16 protein-coding genes are annotated in these 17175 nt (G+C 42.5%); 2 read left to right on the top strand and 14 right to left on the bottom strand.

Annotated elements, in window-relative coordinates; translation table 11 throughout:
* Window positions 1-44 precede the first annotated feature (44 nt).
* From dtd to RSX31_RS10360, 8 genes are all read right to left on the bottom strand, one after another.
* Window positions 45-485 carry a D-aminoacyl-tRNA deacylase gene (gene dtd / locus RSX31_RS10395; protein WP_148969784.1) on the bottom strand — a complete coding sequence of 147 codons (441 nt, stop codon included), beginning with the start codon at window positions 483-485 and terminating at the stop codon, window positions 45-47.
* A 13-nt stretch (window positions 486-498) separates the two neighbouring features.
* Window positions 499-2688, bottom strand: coding sequence for a RelA/SpoT family protein (locus RSX31_RS10390; RefSeq protein WP_148969785.1), 2190 nt, complete (start codon window positions 2686-2688; stop codon window positions 499-501).
* Between the two features lie 281 nt (window positions 2689-2969).
* On the bottom strand, window positions 2970-3482 hold the full coding sequence (locus tag RSX31_RS10385) for an adenine phosphoribosyltransferase (protein WP_044339542.1): 513 nt from the start codon (window positions 3480-3482) through the stop codon (window positions 2970-2972).
* Complete coding sequence (recJ, locus tag RSX31_RS10380; protein ID WP_315634473.1) at window positions 3473-5836, bottom strand: single-stranded-DNA-specific exonuclease RecJ; 2364 nt, start codon at window positions 5834-5836, stop codon at window positions 3473-3475. Before recJ ends, RSX31_RS10385 begins: the two co-directional genes overlap by 10 nt.
* Window positions 5837-5958: 122 nt before the next feature.
* Window positions 5959-6294 (bottom strand): LapA family protein, encoded by a 336-nt coding sequence (locus tag RSX31_RS10375; protein WP_315634472.1) that lies wholly within the window; start codon window positions 6292-6294, stop codon window positions 5959-5961.
* A gap of 13 nt (window positions 6295-6307) precedes the next feature.
* Window positions 6308-7192, bottom strand: a complete 885-nt coding sequence (locus tag RSX31_RS10370; RefSeq protein WP_315634520.1) for a cation diffusion facilitator family transporter — start codon at window positions 7190-7192, stop codon at window positions 6308-6310.
* Between the two features lie 145 nt (window positions 7193-7337).
* Window positions 7338-9602 carry a protein translocase subunit SecDF gene (gene secDF, locus RSX31_RS10365; protein ID WP_315634471.1) on the bottom strand — a complete coding sequence of 755 codons (2265 nt, stop codon included), beginning with the start codon at window positions 9600-9602 and terminating at the stop codon, window positions 7338-7340.
* 130 nt (window positions 9603-9732) lie between these two features.
* Window positions 9733-10053 (bottom strand): post-transcriptional regulator, encoded by a 321-nt coding sequence (locus RSX31_RS10360; protein ID WP_315634470.1) that lies wholly within the window; start codon window positions 10051-10053, stop codon window positions 9733-9735.
* A gap of 125 nt (window positions 10054-10178) precedes the next feature.
* Here RSX31_RS10360 and spoVB point away from each other — a divergent pair, with 125 nt between their 5' ends.
* Window positions 10179-11729 carry a stage V sporulation protein B gene (gene spoVB / locus RSX31_RS10355; protein ID WP_148995811.1) on the top strand — a complete coding sequence of 517 codons (1551 nt, stop codon included), beginning with the start codon at window positions 10179-10181 and terminating at the stop codon, window positions 11727-11729.
* 64 nt (window positions 11730-11793) lie between these two features.
* Here spoVB and RSX31_RS10350 read toward each other — a convergent pair whose 3' ends face one another.
* A complete protein-coding gene (locus RSX31_RS10350) occupies window positions 11794-12444 on the bottom strand; it encodes a DUF421 domain-containing protein (RefSeq protein ID WP_262371931.1) in 651 nt (216 codons plus the stop codon).
* 68 nt (window positions 12445-12512) lie between these two features.
* Window positions 12513-13808, bottom strand: coding sequence for an ArsB/NhaD family transporter (locus RSX31_RS10345; RefSeq protein WP_148995812.1), 1296 nt, complete (start codon window positions 13806-13808; stop codon window positions 12513-12515).
* A 162-nt stretch (window positions 13809-13970) separates the two neighbouring features.
* Here RSX31_RS10345 and RSX31_RS10340 point away from each other — a divergent pair, with 162 nt between their 5' ends.
* Window positions 13971-14342, top strand: a complete 372-nt coding sequence (locus tag RSX31_RS10340) for a TIGR04086 family membrane protein (RefSeq protein WP_148995813.1) — start codon at window positions 13971-13973, stop codon at window positions 14340-14342.
* 68 nt (window positions 14343-14410) lie between these two features.
* On the opposite strand, the gene yajC is transcribed toward RSX31_RS10340, so the two are convergent.
* Genes yajC through RSX31_RS10320 form a run of 4 tightly spaced genes read right to left on the bottom strand, consistent with a single transcriptional unit; the run spans window position 14411 to window position 17170 of the window.
* On the bottom strand, window positions 14411-14683 hold the full coding sequence (gene yajC / locus RSX31_RS10335; RefSeq protein WP_148969794.1) for a preprotein translocase subunit YajC: 273 nt from the start codon (window positions 14681-14683) through the stop codon (window positions 14411-14413).
* A 41-nt stretch (window positions 14684-14724) separates the two neighbouring features.
* A complete protein-coding gene (gene tgt / locus RSX31_RS10330) occupies window positions 14725-15891 on the bottom strand; it encodes a tRNA guanosine(34) transglycosylase Tgt (protein WP_187443312.1) in 1167 nt (388 codons plus the stop codon).
* 31 nt (window positions 15892-15922) lie between these two features.
* A complete protein-coding gene (gene queA, locus RSX31_RS10325) occupies window positions 15923-16948 on the bottom strand; it encodes a tRNA preQ1(34) S-adenosylmethionine ribosyltransferase-isomerase QueA (RefSeq protein ID WP_148995814.1) in 1026 nt (341 codons plus the stop codon).
* A 39-nt stretch (window positions 16949-16987) separates the two neighbouring features.
* Window positions 16988-17170 (bottom strand): DUF2905 domain-containing protein, encoded by a 183-nt coding sequence (locus tag RSX31_RS10320; protein WP_148970044.1) that lies wholly within the window; start codon window positions 17168-17170, stop codon window positions 16988-16990.
* Window positions 17171-17175: the final 5 nt, after the last annotated feature.

Below are 17175 nucleotides of genomic sequence, written 5' to 3'. Positions count from 1 at the left end.
AATAAAGAAAAGCTGATCCTGCAAATTGCAGGATCAGCTTTTCTTTATTTACTTTCTATAATTAACGTAACAGGACCATCATTCGTTAAATTCACGTCCATCATGGCTCCAAATACGCCCGTTTCAACTTTGATACTTTTTTCTTTTAATACCTTATTAAAGTAGTCGTAAACAGACTCTGCGTGATCGGGCTTCGCTGCATTCATGAAGTTTGGCCTTCTTCCCTTACGAGAGTCCCCGTAAAGAGTGAATTGAGAGATGGAGAGAATCTCGCCTTCTACATCCAGCAAAGAATGATTCATCTTCCCCTCTTCATCTTCAAAAATACGCAGGTTCACTACTTTGTCTGCAACATAACGAGCATCTTCTTCCGTATCTTCATGGGTGATCCCCACGAGCAATACAGCACCTGAACGAATGGCTCCCTTTACTTCTCCATCAACAGTGACGGAGGCTTCTTTACTTCTTTGCAGTACAACCTTCATAAAGAAATCTCCTTTAGTTCATGATTCTTCTTACAGCATAAATATCTGAAATTTGTTTAATTCTTTCCACGACTTTGTGTAAGTGGGATATATTGTGAATCGAAATGGACATATTGATGGTTGCCACTTTATTTCGATCGGATTTTCCACTTACGGCCGATATATTCGTCTTCGTCTCGTTTACCGCCTGAAGCACTTCATTCAAAAGGCCTCTGCGATCGTAACCGGAGATTTCAATATCCACATTGTATTCTTTACGGTCATTTCTATCACTTTCCCATGACACTGGAATAAGACGCTGCTCTACTTCATCAGCCATAACGTTTGTACAGTCAGCACGATGCACAGAAACCCCACGGCCTTTCGTGATAAAACCTACGATCTCATCCCCTGGAACAGGGCTGCAGCAACGGGATAAACGAATAAGAAGATTGTCAATGCCCTCTACCTGGACACCGGCATCTTTTTTACGTTTGACCGGTTGGGCATTCAATTCCTTCATCGTTTCTTCCAGGCTGTCTTCCTGTTCACGTTTTTTCCGGTCTCTCTCCGTTAAGCGGTTGGCGATTTGAGCTGCCGTAATCCCGTTATAGCCAACGGCTGCATACATATCTTCTTCATTTGAAAAGTTAAACTTCTCAGATACACGTTTAATATTTTCAGGAGTAAGGATTTCTTTCACATCGAAATCTTGATTCTTGATTTCTTTTTCTACTAAATCCCGGCCTTTTTCAATATTTTCTTCTCTTCGCTGTTTTTTGAAGAATTGCTTGATCTTATTCTTCGCTTGGGATGTTTGCGCAAGCTTCAACCAGTCCTGACTGGGGCCGTAAGAATGCTTGGACGTGAGAATTTCAATGATATCCCCCGTTTTCAACTTATAGTCAAGAGTGACCATCTTACCATTTACCTTGGCACCGATCGTTTTGTTACCGATTTCAGAGTGAATACGATAAGAAAAGTCTATCGGAACAGATCCCGATGGAAGCTCAAGTACATCTCCTTTAGGTGTGAACACAAAGACCATATCAGAGAAGAGATCAATCTTAAGAGACTCCATGAACTCTTCCGCATTGGCAGATTCGTTTTGGAACTCTAATATCTCCCTGAACCATGAGAGCTTCTTCTCGAAGGATACCGTTTCGTTCGCTTCTTTTCCTTCTTTATATGCCCAGTGTGCCGCCACACCGTACTCAGCGATTTGGTGCATTTCAAGCGTTCTGATTTGCACTTCAAGAGGATCCCCTTTTGGACCGATGACAGTTGTATGAAGAGATTGGTACATATTAGGTTTTGGCATGGCAATATAGTCTTTAAACCTGCCAGGCATTGGCTTCCAACACGTGTGGACGATTCCCAAAACGGCATAGCAATCCTTAATGCTATCTACTACCACACGTACTGCCAATAGATCATATATTTCATTGAACTGCTTGTTTTGAAGGGCCATTTTACGATAAATGCTGTAAATATGCTTAGGTCGTCCAGAAATTTCCGCCACGATTTTCACGTCGCCTAACTTATCCTTAACCTCATTGACAACGTCCTCTAAATACTCTTCACGCTCCGCACGCTTTTTCTTCATAAGATTGACTATGCGGTAATACTGTTGAGGATTTAAATACCTCAACGACGTATCCTCTAATTCCCACTTAATCTTCGAAATCCCTAATCGATGTGCCAATGGAGCGAAGATTTCAAGTGTCTCATTTGCAATTCTTCGCTGCTTCTCTTGTGGCAAATGTTTCAACGTTCTCATATTATGCAGACGATCTGCCAATTTAATCAGGATGACACGGATATCCTGGGCCATCGCCACAAACATTTTCCGGTGATTTTCAGCCTGCTGCTCTTCCTGTGACTTGTATTTAATCTTTCCAAGTTTTGTGACCCCATCTACAAGCATGGCCACTTCAGCATTGAATGCTTCCTCGATTTCCCCAAGAGAAACACCGGTATCCTCCACTACATCATGAAGAAAACCGGCAGCGACGGTTGACGGATCCATTTCCAGATCCGCGAGTATTCCCGCTACCTGGATGGGATGAATGATATAGGGTTCCCCAGACTTACGATACTGCTCACTATGTGCATCCCTTGCATACTCATAGGCTTTCTGAACCATCTCTACATGCTCATCATTTAAATATTCTCTTGTTTTATCAATAACCTGTTCAGGGGTTAGTACTTGATCTTTAGCCATGATCAAAATCACCTTTGTATTTTAATATATTTCACTAGTGTTCGATTTTAATGATTGTTACTATTATCAAAAAAAAATAGGGTTATGTAAAGGGGTTAGAATAAAATTCTCAGATTTCATCTATTTTTGTCGATAATTGTCGATGAGAAAAATTTCACATCTATCATCGATTTGACCCTTCCAAATAAAAAATAAGGGCTGACATTCAAAACCAGATGTCAGTCCCTTAAGTTAACAGTATATCACATATTATATACGTGTATGAGAATTGATAAACAATATTAGTATTGCATTAATGTAAGAATATCATAGTTGTCGAGCTTGTCGCGTCCATCCAGGTACGTTAATTCGATTAAGAATGCTGTACCGGCAACAATTCCACCTAACTCTTCTACAAGCTTGATGGTAGCTTCGATCGTGCCACCCGTTGCAAGCAAGTCGTCCGTGATAAGAACTCGTTGTCCAGGCTTGATTGCGTCTTTATGAATCGTCAGAGCGTCTTTACCGTACTCTAATCCGTATTCTTTTTGAATCGTTTCACGCGGTAACTTACCAGGTTTACGTACAGGAGCAAAACCCACTCCCAAGGCATACGCCACTGGGCATCCAATGATGAAGCCTCGTGCTTCCGGCCCCACAACCAGGTCGATCTGTTTCTCTTTTGCATACTCTACGATTTGATCTGTCGCGTATCTATATGCATCACCATTATCCATTAATGTAGTGATGTCTTTAAACTTAATTCCTTCTTTAGGCCAATCCTCAACGATCGTAACATATTGTTTTAAGTCCATGCTTTTACTTCCTCCTCAATTGTAACAGACTCTTCTATCCTTTCATTAAACCAAGTCTTCAACTCTTGATAGGAAGAATATAACAATTCGTTTTCAAGCTCGTATTGTTGTTGTTTCTTCTGATATGTTAGAGATTCAGAAAGATCTTTCTTGGTTTTCTCAGGATTGAGAGAAATAAATCCATTCACTATTGTAACAAACTTCAAATCAAAAAACACCTGTGACATGAAATCTATTGTTTCTTTTGACCAGCCTTTGTATTTCGCCAGGTCATCACCATGTTTATTTAAATCAAATGAACCACGCTTTGTTAAAAATCCATAGTACCATTTGAAATGATCACGGGTTGGCATCGTACTGAAAAAATGATCTTCTTCCTGGAAGAAATGAGCATAGATCCGATGTGGATGACCTTTCTTCAATAGCTCTTCAAGTATTGGTTTGGAAGTGGGCAGATCCAGAAGAACCAGGCTTGCCTTATCGGTTGCAAGTCCTTCAAGTGATGAACCATCCTCAAGAAGCGTCACTTCATCTTTTTCCAGACTCAGCTTTTCTATAGTAGCCGGATTAAAACAAATAATTATTTTTTTTTCATCAGGGATAAGCCCATTCCATTTATGCACTTGTTTAATCCCGCGAACATCAAATAATTGCCAATGATCAATTTTCACATCTTGTAAAAACACCTGAGGCTTTTTGCGATTATTCCATTCATTAATCGATAATTCACCTATAACAGAGGCATTCGAAAATGGGGTCATATGATCGGCCAGTTCTCCCAATCCAAACCCGACACCGTCCAATTGTACACCTTTGTCTTCTAAGACCAGCTTCAGATGATTTTGTGCAGATCCGATTTTTTTATAGTGTTCGATGCTTACATTGTCTATGATCCACTTCGGTTTTGGGTTATGCATCCCAAAAGGGGCCAGAAGCTGAAGCTTTTCAATAGACTCTACGGAGATTTCGTCCACTGTAACAGAAGCATCAAGCTGTGTGACCGGTATAAAGTCATCTTCCGTTAATTCAGTCGAAGCCAACTCATTTAATCGATTTCTGAACTGGGCTACATCGTCTAACTGTAAGGTCATACCTGCAGCCATCGGATGTCCCCCAAAATGGGGCAGAATATCATGGCAGGTTGATAAATTCTTGAACAGATCAAACCCTGCGATACTTCTTGCCGAACCCTTTGCTGTTCCCTTTTCAGAGTCAAAGCTGAGCACGATGGTCGGACGGTAAAACCTGTCGACTAAGCGTGAAGCTACAATACCGACTACTCCAGGGTTCCAGCCTTCTTTCCCGATTACAAGTACAGCGTTATCCTTCAGGGGAAAATCATTCTCCACCATCTCAACCGCTTCTTCGGTCATTTGAGACACGATCGCCTGTCTTTCTTTATTCAAGCTGTCAATTTCTTCAGCCAGGGCCTTTGCTTCCTCGGCATCTTCTGTAAGCATAAGATCAACGGCAGGATCTGCATCCCCTAACCGGCCGACAGCATTTATACGGGGAGCAATCATGAACCCAATGGATTCTTCCGTAATCTCCTGTTGTTGTGCATTTGCAATCCTGCATAATGCTTTGATTCCCAATCGGTTTGAAACCCGTAGCTGGGCAATCCCACGCTTGGCCAGAAGGCGATTTTCTCCTCTTAATGGTACTAAATCGGCAATGGTCCCAATCGCAGCAAGGTCAAGCAGGTGGACAGGCAGTTCCCCGTAAAGGGCATGAGCCAGTTTGAATGCCACCCCTACTCCTGCCAGTTCTCCAAATGGATAGGTGGTACCTTCGACCTTTGGATGAATCAAGGCAAACGCCGGAGGTAATTCCGGTCCGGGTTCATGGTGATCTGTAATGATCAAATCGATATCCAGTTCTTTAGCCAATTTTGCTTCATTCACAGCGGATATTCCCGTATCTACTGTTATGATGAGTGTGAATTCCTCTTCCTTTGCCCAGCGAAAGGCACCTTCATTAGGGCCATATCCTTCACTGAACCGATTTGGGATATAGAATTCCACCTCTGCACCAAGGTCCCTTAACACTGTCATCAATACTGATGTACTGCTTACTCCATCAGCATCGTAGTCACCATAAACAAGAATCCTTTCCCCATTTTCAATGGCTTTATGGATTCTTTCCGTTGCTTTTTTCATATCTTCAAATAGAAATGGATCGTGAAATGAATCGCCTGTATCAAATAGAAAATTCCGGGCTTCTTCTACGTCGTCCAGGTCCCGGTTGATTAATAATTTCGCCACAAGCGAAGGTACTTTTAATTCATTTGCAAGTTCTGATATTTTATGTTGATCTGATTCTGTCATCATCCAACGTGTTTTTGAGTTTAACATACGTTCACCCCTCAGCCTTACTCATTATACAAAAAGGAAGGTGTGGTTTCAATCTTAATAGAAGGAGGGTTTTTTTTCTTATTCAATAAAAAAACAGCCTGGTGGCAAATCCACCAAGCTGTTTACTCCCCTGTTTCCCCTACTGAGCCGGGAGCACTCTTTTTCAAAGGGACTTTTTCGGCCTTTTCTTTATGCATATTTTCAGCTTGTTCTTTTAATAGTAAATTTTCTTTCTCTAAAGCCTTTACTTTTCGTTGGACGACGAATAATCGAAACAATCCAACCGACCCGATAATGATTCCCCCCATGAATACAGATCCAAGTATAACTAATATAAGAGGCCAATCAGCTTCACCAAAGAAATAATTGACGGTGACAGGATCTACATTGATGACAGCGAAAACGGAAACAACCAATGCAAAGAAAATACCTAATAATAATGTCCACTGAAATTTCATCGGATTCCCCTCCTTATGATAAGTCTATTTGTTCATCCCTTTCTTCAGAAGCCGGATTGTAGGGATTAATATGAATGAATACATCATTCACATTGGACTCCTCCAGAAGTTTCTTCTTTACCTGCTTCCCGACGCGATGACCATCCTCGACAGTCATATGCGGATCTACACTGATTTTCAAATCAATGATGACGTAATGCCCATGTTCCCTGGCATGGAGTTCATTGATTTCCTTCACTTCAGGTACAGAGTCCACAATTTTACGGAAGGGTACGATATCCTCCTCGTGCATGACGTGATCCAGCGTATTATGTATGGATTCAGCTCCCAAGTGCCAAGCCATCCTGAGGACAAGGAGTGAAACAAAGATACCCGCTACCGGATCGGCGTATACAAGAAAGCCTACATCGAATTTCCCCCCGAGGATGGATGCGGAAATCCCGACAAGTGCGGCAATGGATGAAAAGACATCTGAACGATGCTCATATGCATTGACGATCAAAGCATCACTCTTTATTCTTTTACCCAATCGATATTTGTATTGAAACATTGCTTCCTTCACAATAATGGAAAAGATGACGGCATAGATAGCAATCGCTGTTGGAGGTGTTAAAGGATGAAAGAAAGATTCTATAGACGATTTTCCAATCTCAATCCCGACTAAGAACAATAAGACTGCCACAATGATTGCTGCTATCGACTCGGCCTTCCCGTGTCCATATGGATGATCCTGATCAGGAGGCTGCTTAGCTGCACGTAATCCGATAAAGACGGCGAGAGACCCTGCAACATCCGAGGCAGAGTGAACGGCATCTGCAATCAACGCTCTACTATTCCCTAATATACCGGCTCCCCACTTAATAACCGCCAGTACAATATTCCCTACAACACCAATCATTGCAGCTATTTCAGCTTTCCTAAAACGGTCTTCATGATTCAAGCGGTGTCGCCTCCTTTCAACTACTAGTATTGTAACCCAATACCGTAAAAAAACAAAAAAAGACAGGTCCGGTGAGAAGCTCTCCCCGGACCCATTCATACTCTTATACTTGCGGTTCGTCTGACCACGTCTTCTTTTCTTTTACGGTTTTGATCGTACCTGTTTTCTTCAGTTCTCTCTTCTTCAACACAAGCCAAACTTGAGAGGCAATGAATACAGAAGAATACGTACCTGAAATCAACCCGACCAATAAGGCAATGGAGAAGTTACGGATGGACTCACTACCAAAGATCATAAGAGCAAGAACTGTAAACACCACGGTTAATACGGTATTCACCGAACGGCCCATCGTTTGTCTGATACTTTGGTTCACGACATCTTCTATATCTTTATCCGTTTTCAGCCTGCGCTTCTTATGAAGGTTTTCCCTCAGCCGGTCAAAGGTAACGATCGTATCATTTATCGAGTAACCGACAATGGTTAAGACTGCTGCGATAAATGTAAGATCTACCTCGAGTCTTGTTAAACTGAAGAAGGCAATGATAAAGAATGCATCATGCAGGAGTGCAAGGATTGCACCGGCTGCCATTCTCCATTCAAAGCGGAACGTCACATAGATGACAATCCCGATCGATGCAATCGCTACAGCGATCATCGCATTCTTAGCAAGCTCTTTCCCGATAACTGGTGAAACGGTGCTGATGCTTGGTTCCGCACCGTACAGTTCGTTAAATCGGTCCTTTAATGCGGCAATCTCATCTTTGTTTAAATCTTCCGTATAGCGAACGACGGCGATATTCCCATCATCCCCTGAAATCACTACATCTTCAGAAGGCAATTTCATTTCTTTCAATTCATCTTGAATCTCTTCTGTCTTTAAGCTTTGATCAGCAAGGATTTCCATACGTGAACCACTCACGAAGTCAATCCCCAGATTCAATCTGAAAATGGCCAGGATGATGATTCCTGCCGTGATCAGGATAGCTGATAATCCGAAGAATTTTTTGCGCTGTGCAGCAAAATCAAAGCCATCGAAACGAGTTGGCAGATCCAGCGTATCGTAATTTTCCGCCAGGTCTTTGATTTCGTTTTTGTTCACGCCGAACCAGCCTGGTTTTTTATTAAAGAAGCGGCTGTTTACCCACAGTCCCAGTAATAAACGTGAACCCCATACAGCTGTTACGAAGCTTGTCAGGATACTGACAATCAACATCGTTGCAAATCCTTTTACAGAGCTTGTTCCATATAAGAATAGTACCGTTGCTGCAAGGATCGTTGTTACGTTAGCATCCAATATCGTTAAGAACGAAGATTTATTACCCGCTTGGAAGGCTGAACGAATAGGCTTTCCAACGCGCATTTCTTCTTTGATCCGTTCATAGGTAATGATATTGGCATCAACGGCCATACCGACCCCAAGGATGAGGGCTGCAATTCCAGGCAGTGTCAGGACCCCATTCATTAAATCGAAAATCAATAGAATTAAGTAAATATAAACTGAAAGTGTAATCGTAGCAATCAGACCCGGGAAACGGTAATACGCAATCATGAATAAGAAGATGATCGCAATCCCGATGATCCCTGCAGTGACTGTTTTATCAAGGGCCTGCTGACCGAACTTTGCCCCCACAGAAGTTGAATATTTTTCATCCAGCTTTACAGGGAGTGCTCCTGCATTCAATAAGGAAGCAAGATTCTGGGCACGCTCAACGGTGAAATTCCCTTCAATGATGACTTCATCGGAGTTGATCGGCTGTCTTACAGCGGGATCCGACAAGAATTTCGGATCTTCTTTCCCCACTTCCGCTTGATAAGAATCTTTTCCTTCCTCGAAATCAAGCCAGATCACCAGCTGATTTTGAGGAGCCATTGCAGATATTTCCTTCGTCAATTCATAGAATTTTTCACGATCTTTTAATTTCAAGGAAACGATTGGATTGTTCTTGTCATCAAAGGTTTGCTTCGCAGAACCGGATGCAAGATCCGAACCATCCAACCGGACTTTATCATTTACGTCGCGGAACGACAGGTTGGCTTGAGTGGACAAGATTTCTCTTGCTTCGTTTTGATCTTCCACTCCAGCTAATTGAACACGGATCCGGTTTCCATCTTCAATTTGGATATTAGGCTCACTGACACCCAATACGTTAATACGCTTGTCCAATGCATCGGCTGTATTGGACACCGTTTCTTTCGTAATTTCCTGCCCCTTCTTAATCGGTTGAACTTCATATAGAACTTCAAATCCGCCTTGCAGGTCCAAACCTAATTTAATGTTATCGACAATACTCTTCGTTGTTCCTCCCATAGTACCTGCAAGTAATACCACAAGTATAAAGAAGGCAATTATTCGGCCACGCTTTACCATTATGTATAGATCCTCCTTGCCGTTTTAAAAACCATACGAACTATGTGCTTCAAAAAGTAATATAATTCCTAAAAACTTCAGGCATTCTCATTATCTATGAGAAAGAAAAAGGTGTCAATTTCTTTTCGGGCTATTTTCCGTGCTTATTCGGACGAAGAAGTTCGTTCAATTCATCTTCATTCACATCTGCAAACCAATTGGGAGACCTGTATGCTTCAATCGTTTCAAAGCTCATATACTCCCCGGGTTTAACCGTTAACACATCACTCACTAGCTGAAAGAATTTCACATCCGTTTCGGGTTTCTTCCATTTCTTCTTCGTTAAGTAGGACCAAAGTCGACAGACATCTGCTTTTCCATAGCCAAGAATTTCAAATTCTTCTACTTTGCTTATTAGTGCTGGTTCTAACGATTCATAGAAACGATCATAAGGATGCTGATTATTCTTCATTCCCCGTTCACCCCATCTGGGCTAAATATAGCCGGAATTGTTCACTACTTGTCATGCTTTGTCCACCCTTGTGCATATACATCATTGTATACGATAATACCAATTTTGAGAAGGCAGGGAATTTTATGTCAAAATTTCTTAAGGGCACTATGATCTTAATGATGGCAGCCTTTATTACTAGAATATTAGGGTTTGTAAACCGGATCGTCGTCGCAAGATTCATCGGTGAAGAAGGCGTCGGTCTTTTTATGATGGCTTTTCCGACCCTGATCCTTGTCATCACCATCACTCAACTGGGCCTTCCCGTAGCCATCTCAAAAAATGTGGCTGAAGCTGAATCCAGGGGGGATATCCGGAAGGTGAAAAAAATATTGGTGGTTTCCTTATCGATCACACTCGGGCTTTCCATCATTTTCACACCGGCTCTCATTCTACTTGCTCCGTACTTGACTGAAGCTTTATTTACAGATGATCGAATCTATTATCCTTTAGTTGCCATCGCTCCAATCATTCCGATTGTAGCAATTTCCTCTGTCATCAGAGGGTATTTCCAGGGAAGACAGAACATGAAGCCTTCTGCTTATTCCCAGGTCATTGAGCAAGTGGTCCGGATTACGTTGATTGCCGTATTAACGAAAACCTTCCTTCCATATGGGATTGAATATGCAGCCGCTGCTGCCATGGTGGCGTCAGTATTAGGAGAACTCGCATCCCTTCTTTACCTTTTCACCAGCTTCAAATTAAAGAAAAAGTTCAAAATCAGACGAAATTTCTTCACCTCGATCCGAAACGGCCGTGAGACGTTTAACGAATTGATGAGTGTGGCCTTGCCTACGACCGGGAGTAGAATGATCGGGTCGATTGCCTGGTTTTTCGAACCGATCGTCGTTGTCAACAGCTTAGCCCTTGCTGGAGTGGCGGCCGGGATGGCAACGAAGCAGTATGGATCCCTTACAGGGTATGCGCTGCCTCTCTTGTTCCTCCCGTCATTCATTACACTCTCATTATCTCAATCTCTTGTACCAGCCATAAGCGAAGCCAATTCTCAAAAAAACTTCACATTAATCGAGCACAGGCTCCAACAGGCGCTGAGATTCTGCTTGATTACGGGAGGCATATCCGTTGTCATCCTTTATGTTTATGCCAAGCCTCTCATGCAGGTGATGTACGGGAGCGAGAGTGGTGCAGGTTTCTTAATGATTATGGCCCCATTCTTTATATTTTATTACTATCAAGGGCCCCTGCAAGCTGTTCTCCAAGCTCTGAACCTTGCAAGAGCCGCTATGATCAACAGTTTGATAGGAGCTGTGGTGAAAACCGGGGTCATCTTCATTCTTGCCTCTCAACCCGCATTTGGCATCAATGGCGCTGCTCTCGGTATTGTAACAGGATTTATGCTCGTTACCTTGCTTCACTTCATGACTATCCTTAAATATATCCCGATGACGATTTACTTAAGGGATTACTTAAAGACCGGATTCGTACTGATTGCCACAGGATTATGGGCTCATTATTCGTATCTATACTTATTCAGCAGTGACGGCCTCGTGTTCCGCTTATTGTTTGGAGTCATGTCTTCAACGATTGTATACCTTCTCCTCTCCATCGGCCTTAAGCTTATCGTTAAAAATGACCTTGCACGCATTCCATTCATCCGCCGATTTATTACGGTATAACCATCACACAAAAACTCCTCAACATGTTGTTGAGGAGTTTTTGTGTGAACGTTGACAAATAAGACTAATGATTTTTTTCGTCAATATAGAATTGCCCATTCTGAAAGCTGCAGAATGAAATTTCTTGTATATTTTTAAAGCCTCTATCCCTCATTTCCTTTCGTAACCAGAAAACCGTTTTCCCGATCATATCCAAATGAGTGGTTTGGACCTCGCCATCTAATATCAACGGCAAAGTCATGGACTGAGAACCTTCCTCCCCATCTTCTTTCTTTAATACCGATAATTTCCCGGAAGGTTCCAAGATTGCAAACTCCACATCTGCCAGATTGAAGATATCCTTTTCTCTTAATTGCAGGAGTAAATCATCATAGTTATACCTCTGTTTTTTCATCATTTTATCGTCGATTTTTCCGTTATGGATGATAACGGATGGTTTCCCATCCAACAGTTCACGAAACGGTTTGGACCTTAGGGAAACCCATGCAAATACGATTTGTATCAATACAATGACCCCCATTGGAAGCAACGTGTGGATGATGGGGTCCTTAGGTTGTTCAATGGCCATGACAGCCATCTCGGCAATCATGATAAAGACCACTAAATCGAGTATGCTCAGTTCACCGATCTCTCTTTTTCCCATGATTCGAAAAATAAAGATGATCAAAAAATAAAGAAAAAGAGTGCGTATAATAATTAGGAAATATTCCTCCACTACTTTTCCCCCTCATACATTCGTCTTTTGTAGTATCGACAGATAGAGAAAATTAATGGGAGGAATATTTATCCACCTAAAAATGGCTGAATATATTTGAAATACACATATATCGTTGAAACAGCAAGGGAGATCAACGTCACGGGTACACCAATAAGTAAATATTGATAGAACTTGATATGTACATCTTCTTTCGATGCCAGTCCTGCAATCACAAGATTTGATGAAGAACCAAGCAATGTACCGTTCCCGCCTAAACAAGCACCCAGAGCCAACGACCACCATAATGGATCCATATTGACCATACCGAATTCACCAAATTCCTGGATGACCGGAATCATGGCAGCTACAAATGGAATGTTATCTACAATGGCAGACAATATACCGGTTCCCCACAAAATGACGAATGCCGTTTTCTTCATATCTCCATCTGTTAACCGCAAAATTTCCCGGGCGATTTCATCTATGAATCCCGCTTCTTCGATCCCTCCCACAAGAAGGAATAAGCCCATAAAGAAAAACAGCGTTCCCCACTCCACCTCTTTTAATATCGATTCCGGAGGATAAATCTTTTCGAGAAGCAGCATTAACAGGACAGCCCCGGCAAGGGAAACGGTCGTCACATCGAGATGAAACATCGGATATAAAGAAAATCCGACCAACACCAGGCCAAGCACAAACAGAGACTGAAGGAGCCCCCTGTCTTTCTTTAAATACTCCTCTGCCTTAATTCCTTTCAGGAGTAACTTTCTGTCTTCCTTTACAAGGAGGACTTCTTTGTAAAGGACACACATGATAAGTAAAGTAACGACGTAAACCATCAAAACGACGGGTAATAAATTTTCAATAAATGCATTAAACGTAAAGTGTTTTACCGCTTGACCGATCATCATATTAGGCGGGTCGCCAATTAAAGTCGCCGTTCCGCCAATATTACAAGCGAGGATCGTCATGATGAGAAAAGGGATGGGAGGAAGTTCAAGAAGCTTCGTCAGTTTAAAAAGGATCGGAACTAATAACATGGCAATCGTTACGTTAGCCAAAAAGGCAGAGCCGACCGCAGCCAATAAGGAAAATAGGGTAAGAAGAGCCAGTCCATTCCCATTCACCCATTGTGCGAACCGGATGGCGATATATTCAAAGAACCCCGTTTTACTCGTCAACGTTACAATTAACATCATGGAAAAAAGCAGAGTGATGGTTTTCCAATCTATATACGTAAACAACGCCTTCTCAATGGGAAAAGCCCCAATTAAAAGCATGGCAACACCGCCTGCCATGGCAGCGAGTACCCGGTTCCATTTCTCAGTTATCAGCAGGATGTATACAGAAACAAACACAATCAACACGATCATCGGAGACATGGTCACACCCCCTCCTTCTCCAGGAAGTTTCATACTAGTCTATGAGGCTTGACCATGAAAAATTTCTAGTCTTTTTCATGGGATGGATGAATATGCTTGTACTATCACATGAATAAAATTTAATGAGTTAGAAGGGAGAGGACCATCATCGAGGCGAAAAAAATGGGAGGTGCCGTTCTATACGGGACAACAACCATATTTGTCATAGCGATTGTCGCAAGCTTATTATTCTCTTTGCTGCTTCGGTTTACGGAACTGACTGAAAGCTCCATCACATTATTTGTCACCATCATATCGTTTCTGTCTTTATTTGTTGGCGGATTTATGTCTGGTGGGAAAGGAAAGACAAAAGGATGGGTTCTCGGAGGATCAACAGGGCTCATTTACACCCTGGTCATCTTCTTATTTCAATACCTCGGGTACGATAGTCTATTTTCAATGGAGCAGCTCATCTATCATGGCTGCTATATCCTCACAGCCATGATGGGAGGGATCCTCGGGGTGAATATGAGTGGTGGAAACAGGGAGAACTAGTTCCCTCACCAAATAAAAAAGGGTCCCTCCCAAAGTGCCTTGGCACAATGATGAGGAACCCTTTTTTATTATACTTGATCTGCTCTCACTACTTCTCTGATCGCATTACGATCATATGTAAGACGGCTGCCGTCACCACATAGAATGACTACTTTTCCTTCTTCGATGGCATCGATCGCACCATGCAATCCACCGATCGTGATGATTCTATCACCCTTAGCAAGTTCATTTTGCATTTTTGAAATAGCTTTTTGACGCTTTTGCTGAGGACGGATCAGTAAAAAGTAAAACAGAACGAACATTAATACTAAAGGTAGAATTGTTCCTAAACTTCCTCCCATTCTTTTCCCCTCCTTTCATCTATCTATTTATGGTTTAGCTTTTAGAAGTTTTTCGCATCAGGCCGGTTGAATCCGTATTGCTCGAAAAATTCTTCTCTAAAGTCTCCTAGACGATCTTCGCGAATCGCTTGTCTGACTTGCTCCATTAATTTTAACAGAAAATGAAGGTTATGATAAGTCGTAAGGCGAATTCCGAACGTTTCGTCACATTTAATTAAATGACGGATATACGCACGGCTGTAATTTTTACATGTATAGCAATCGCAATTCTCATCGATCGGTCTGAAATCCCTTGCAAATTTAGCGTTTTTCACAACCAGGCGGCCTTCGCTTGTCATAAGGGTACCGTTACGGGCGATACGGGTTGGGAGGACACAATCAAACATGTCAATTCCGCGCATCGAACCATCGATCAGTGAATCCGGAGATCCAACCCCCATCAGGTAACGAGGTTTATCTGAAGGAAGATGTGGCGTCGTGAAATCAAGTACGCGGTTCATGACGTCCTTCGGTTCGCCGACAGAAAGGCCACCTACGGCATAACCGGGGAAATCCATGGATACAAGGTCACGGGCACTTTGCTTCCGAAGCTCTTCGTACTCCCCACCTTGGACGATTCCGAATAACCCTTGATCCTGCGGTCGCTGGTGAGCTTCCAGACAGCGCTCTGCCCAACGTGTCGTACGCTCTACAGAACTCTTCATATAGTCGTATTCAGCAGGATACGGTGGACATTCATCGAAAGCCATCATGATATCAGAGCCCAATGCGTTCTGAATCTCCATCGCTTTCTCCGGACTGAGGAAGAGCTTATCCCCATTTAGATGATGACGGAAATGGACCCCTTCTTCTTCAATCTGGCGAAGCTTACTCAAACTGAACACTTGGAATCCGCCTGAATCAGTAAGGATGGCACGGTCCCAGTTCATGAATTTATGAAGGCCGCCAGCTTCCCTGATGATTTCATGACCGGGACGTAACCATAGATGATAGGTATTACTAAGAATGATGCCGGATTCCATGGATTTCAAATCCTCCGGTGACATGGTTTTTACAGTGGCCATGGTTCCTACAGGCATGAAGGCTGGCGTTTCGAATGAACCGTGTGGCGTATGGACGCGGCCCAGTCTTGCACCGGTTTGTTTACATGTTTTAATCAATTCATATTTTATTGCAGTCAACGTGTGAAATCTCCTTCCACTTTCCATAAAGGGGTAAATAGTTTGTTCAATCAGCGTATTACTTAATAAACATCGCATCTCCAAAGCTGAAGAAGCGGTACTTCTCTTTAACTGCCGTTTCATAGGCATGCATCACGTTTTCCTGTCCCGCAAAGGCACTGACAAGCATGATCAGGGTAGACTTCGGTAAATGGAAATTCGTGATGAGACCATCGATCCCCTTGAACTCATATCCCGGATAAATGAAAATATTCGTCCAGCCATTCTCTTCCACGAAAGTCCCGTGCTTTGAAGCAATGGTTTCCAGAGTCCGGGTGGATGTGGTTCCGACTGTAATGATGCGCCCGCCATTTGCCCTTACTTCATTCAATAGACGGGCGGTCCCTTCGGATACCTGATAGAACTCGGCATGCATATCATGTTCCTCGATCGTATCGACGGAAACCGGTCTGAACGTCCCCAGTCCCACATGAAGGGTAATGAATGCAATATGTACACCCTTTTCCCTCAGCTCATCCAACAGTTCTTCCGTAAAATGGAGACCTGCAGTCGGAGCTGCCGCTGAACCTCTTTCCCTGGCAAATACAGTCTGGTAGCGGTCCTGTTCTTCCAAACGCTCACGGATATATGGAGGCAAAGGCATTTCCCCTAGTTCATCGAGCACTTCGTAGAATATCCCCTCATATTGAAATTCAAGGATTCTCCCACCATGGTCTTTCAAGCCGACACAGGTTGCTTTTAACTTTCCGTCCCCGAACACGATCTCAGTGCCTACGCGAATTCGTTTGGCAGGCTTTACAAGCGTCTCCCACCGGTCTCCATCCTCTTGTTTCAAAAGAAGCACTTCAATATTGGCACCCGTATCTTCTTTTTGTCCAAAAAGACGTGCCGGTAGTACTCTTGTGTCATTTAAAACGAGACAATCCCCTTCGTGCAGGAAATTCACGATATTTTTAAAATGGAGATGATCTGTGGACCCATCATTTTTATCCAATACCATCAGTTTACTCTCGGAACGATTTTCCAGGGGAGTCTGGGCAATCAGTTCTTCCGGTAAATGAAAATCAAAATCTTCTACTTTCACAATTTGTCACCTAGCTTATTTAAATCTCACCCATGATTCCTATTTAAATCGCCCAATTAAATAAAAGACAACGGAAAGTATAACACTTAACAGAATAGAAGTCATAAGTGGAAAATAAAATGTTGTGTTTTCTTTTTTAATAATAATGTCTCCAGGAAGCTTACCTATTTTGATAAATTGCATCAGGAATCCGATAATAAGAATGATTCCACCTATAATCATCAGTA

The sequence above is a fragment of the Rossellomorea yichunensis genome (assembly GCF_032337515.1).
In the GTDB taxonomy this organism is placed as follows: domain Bacteria; phylum Bacillota; class Bacilli; order Bacillales; family Bacillaceae_B; genus Rossellomorea; species Rossellomorea yichunensis.
The sequence above is the reverse complement of the archived record's forward strand: the minus strand, read 5'-3'. Positions and strand labels throughout refer to the sequence as shown.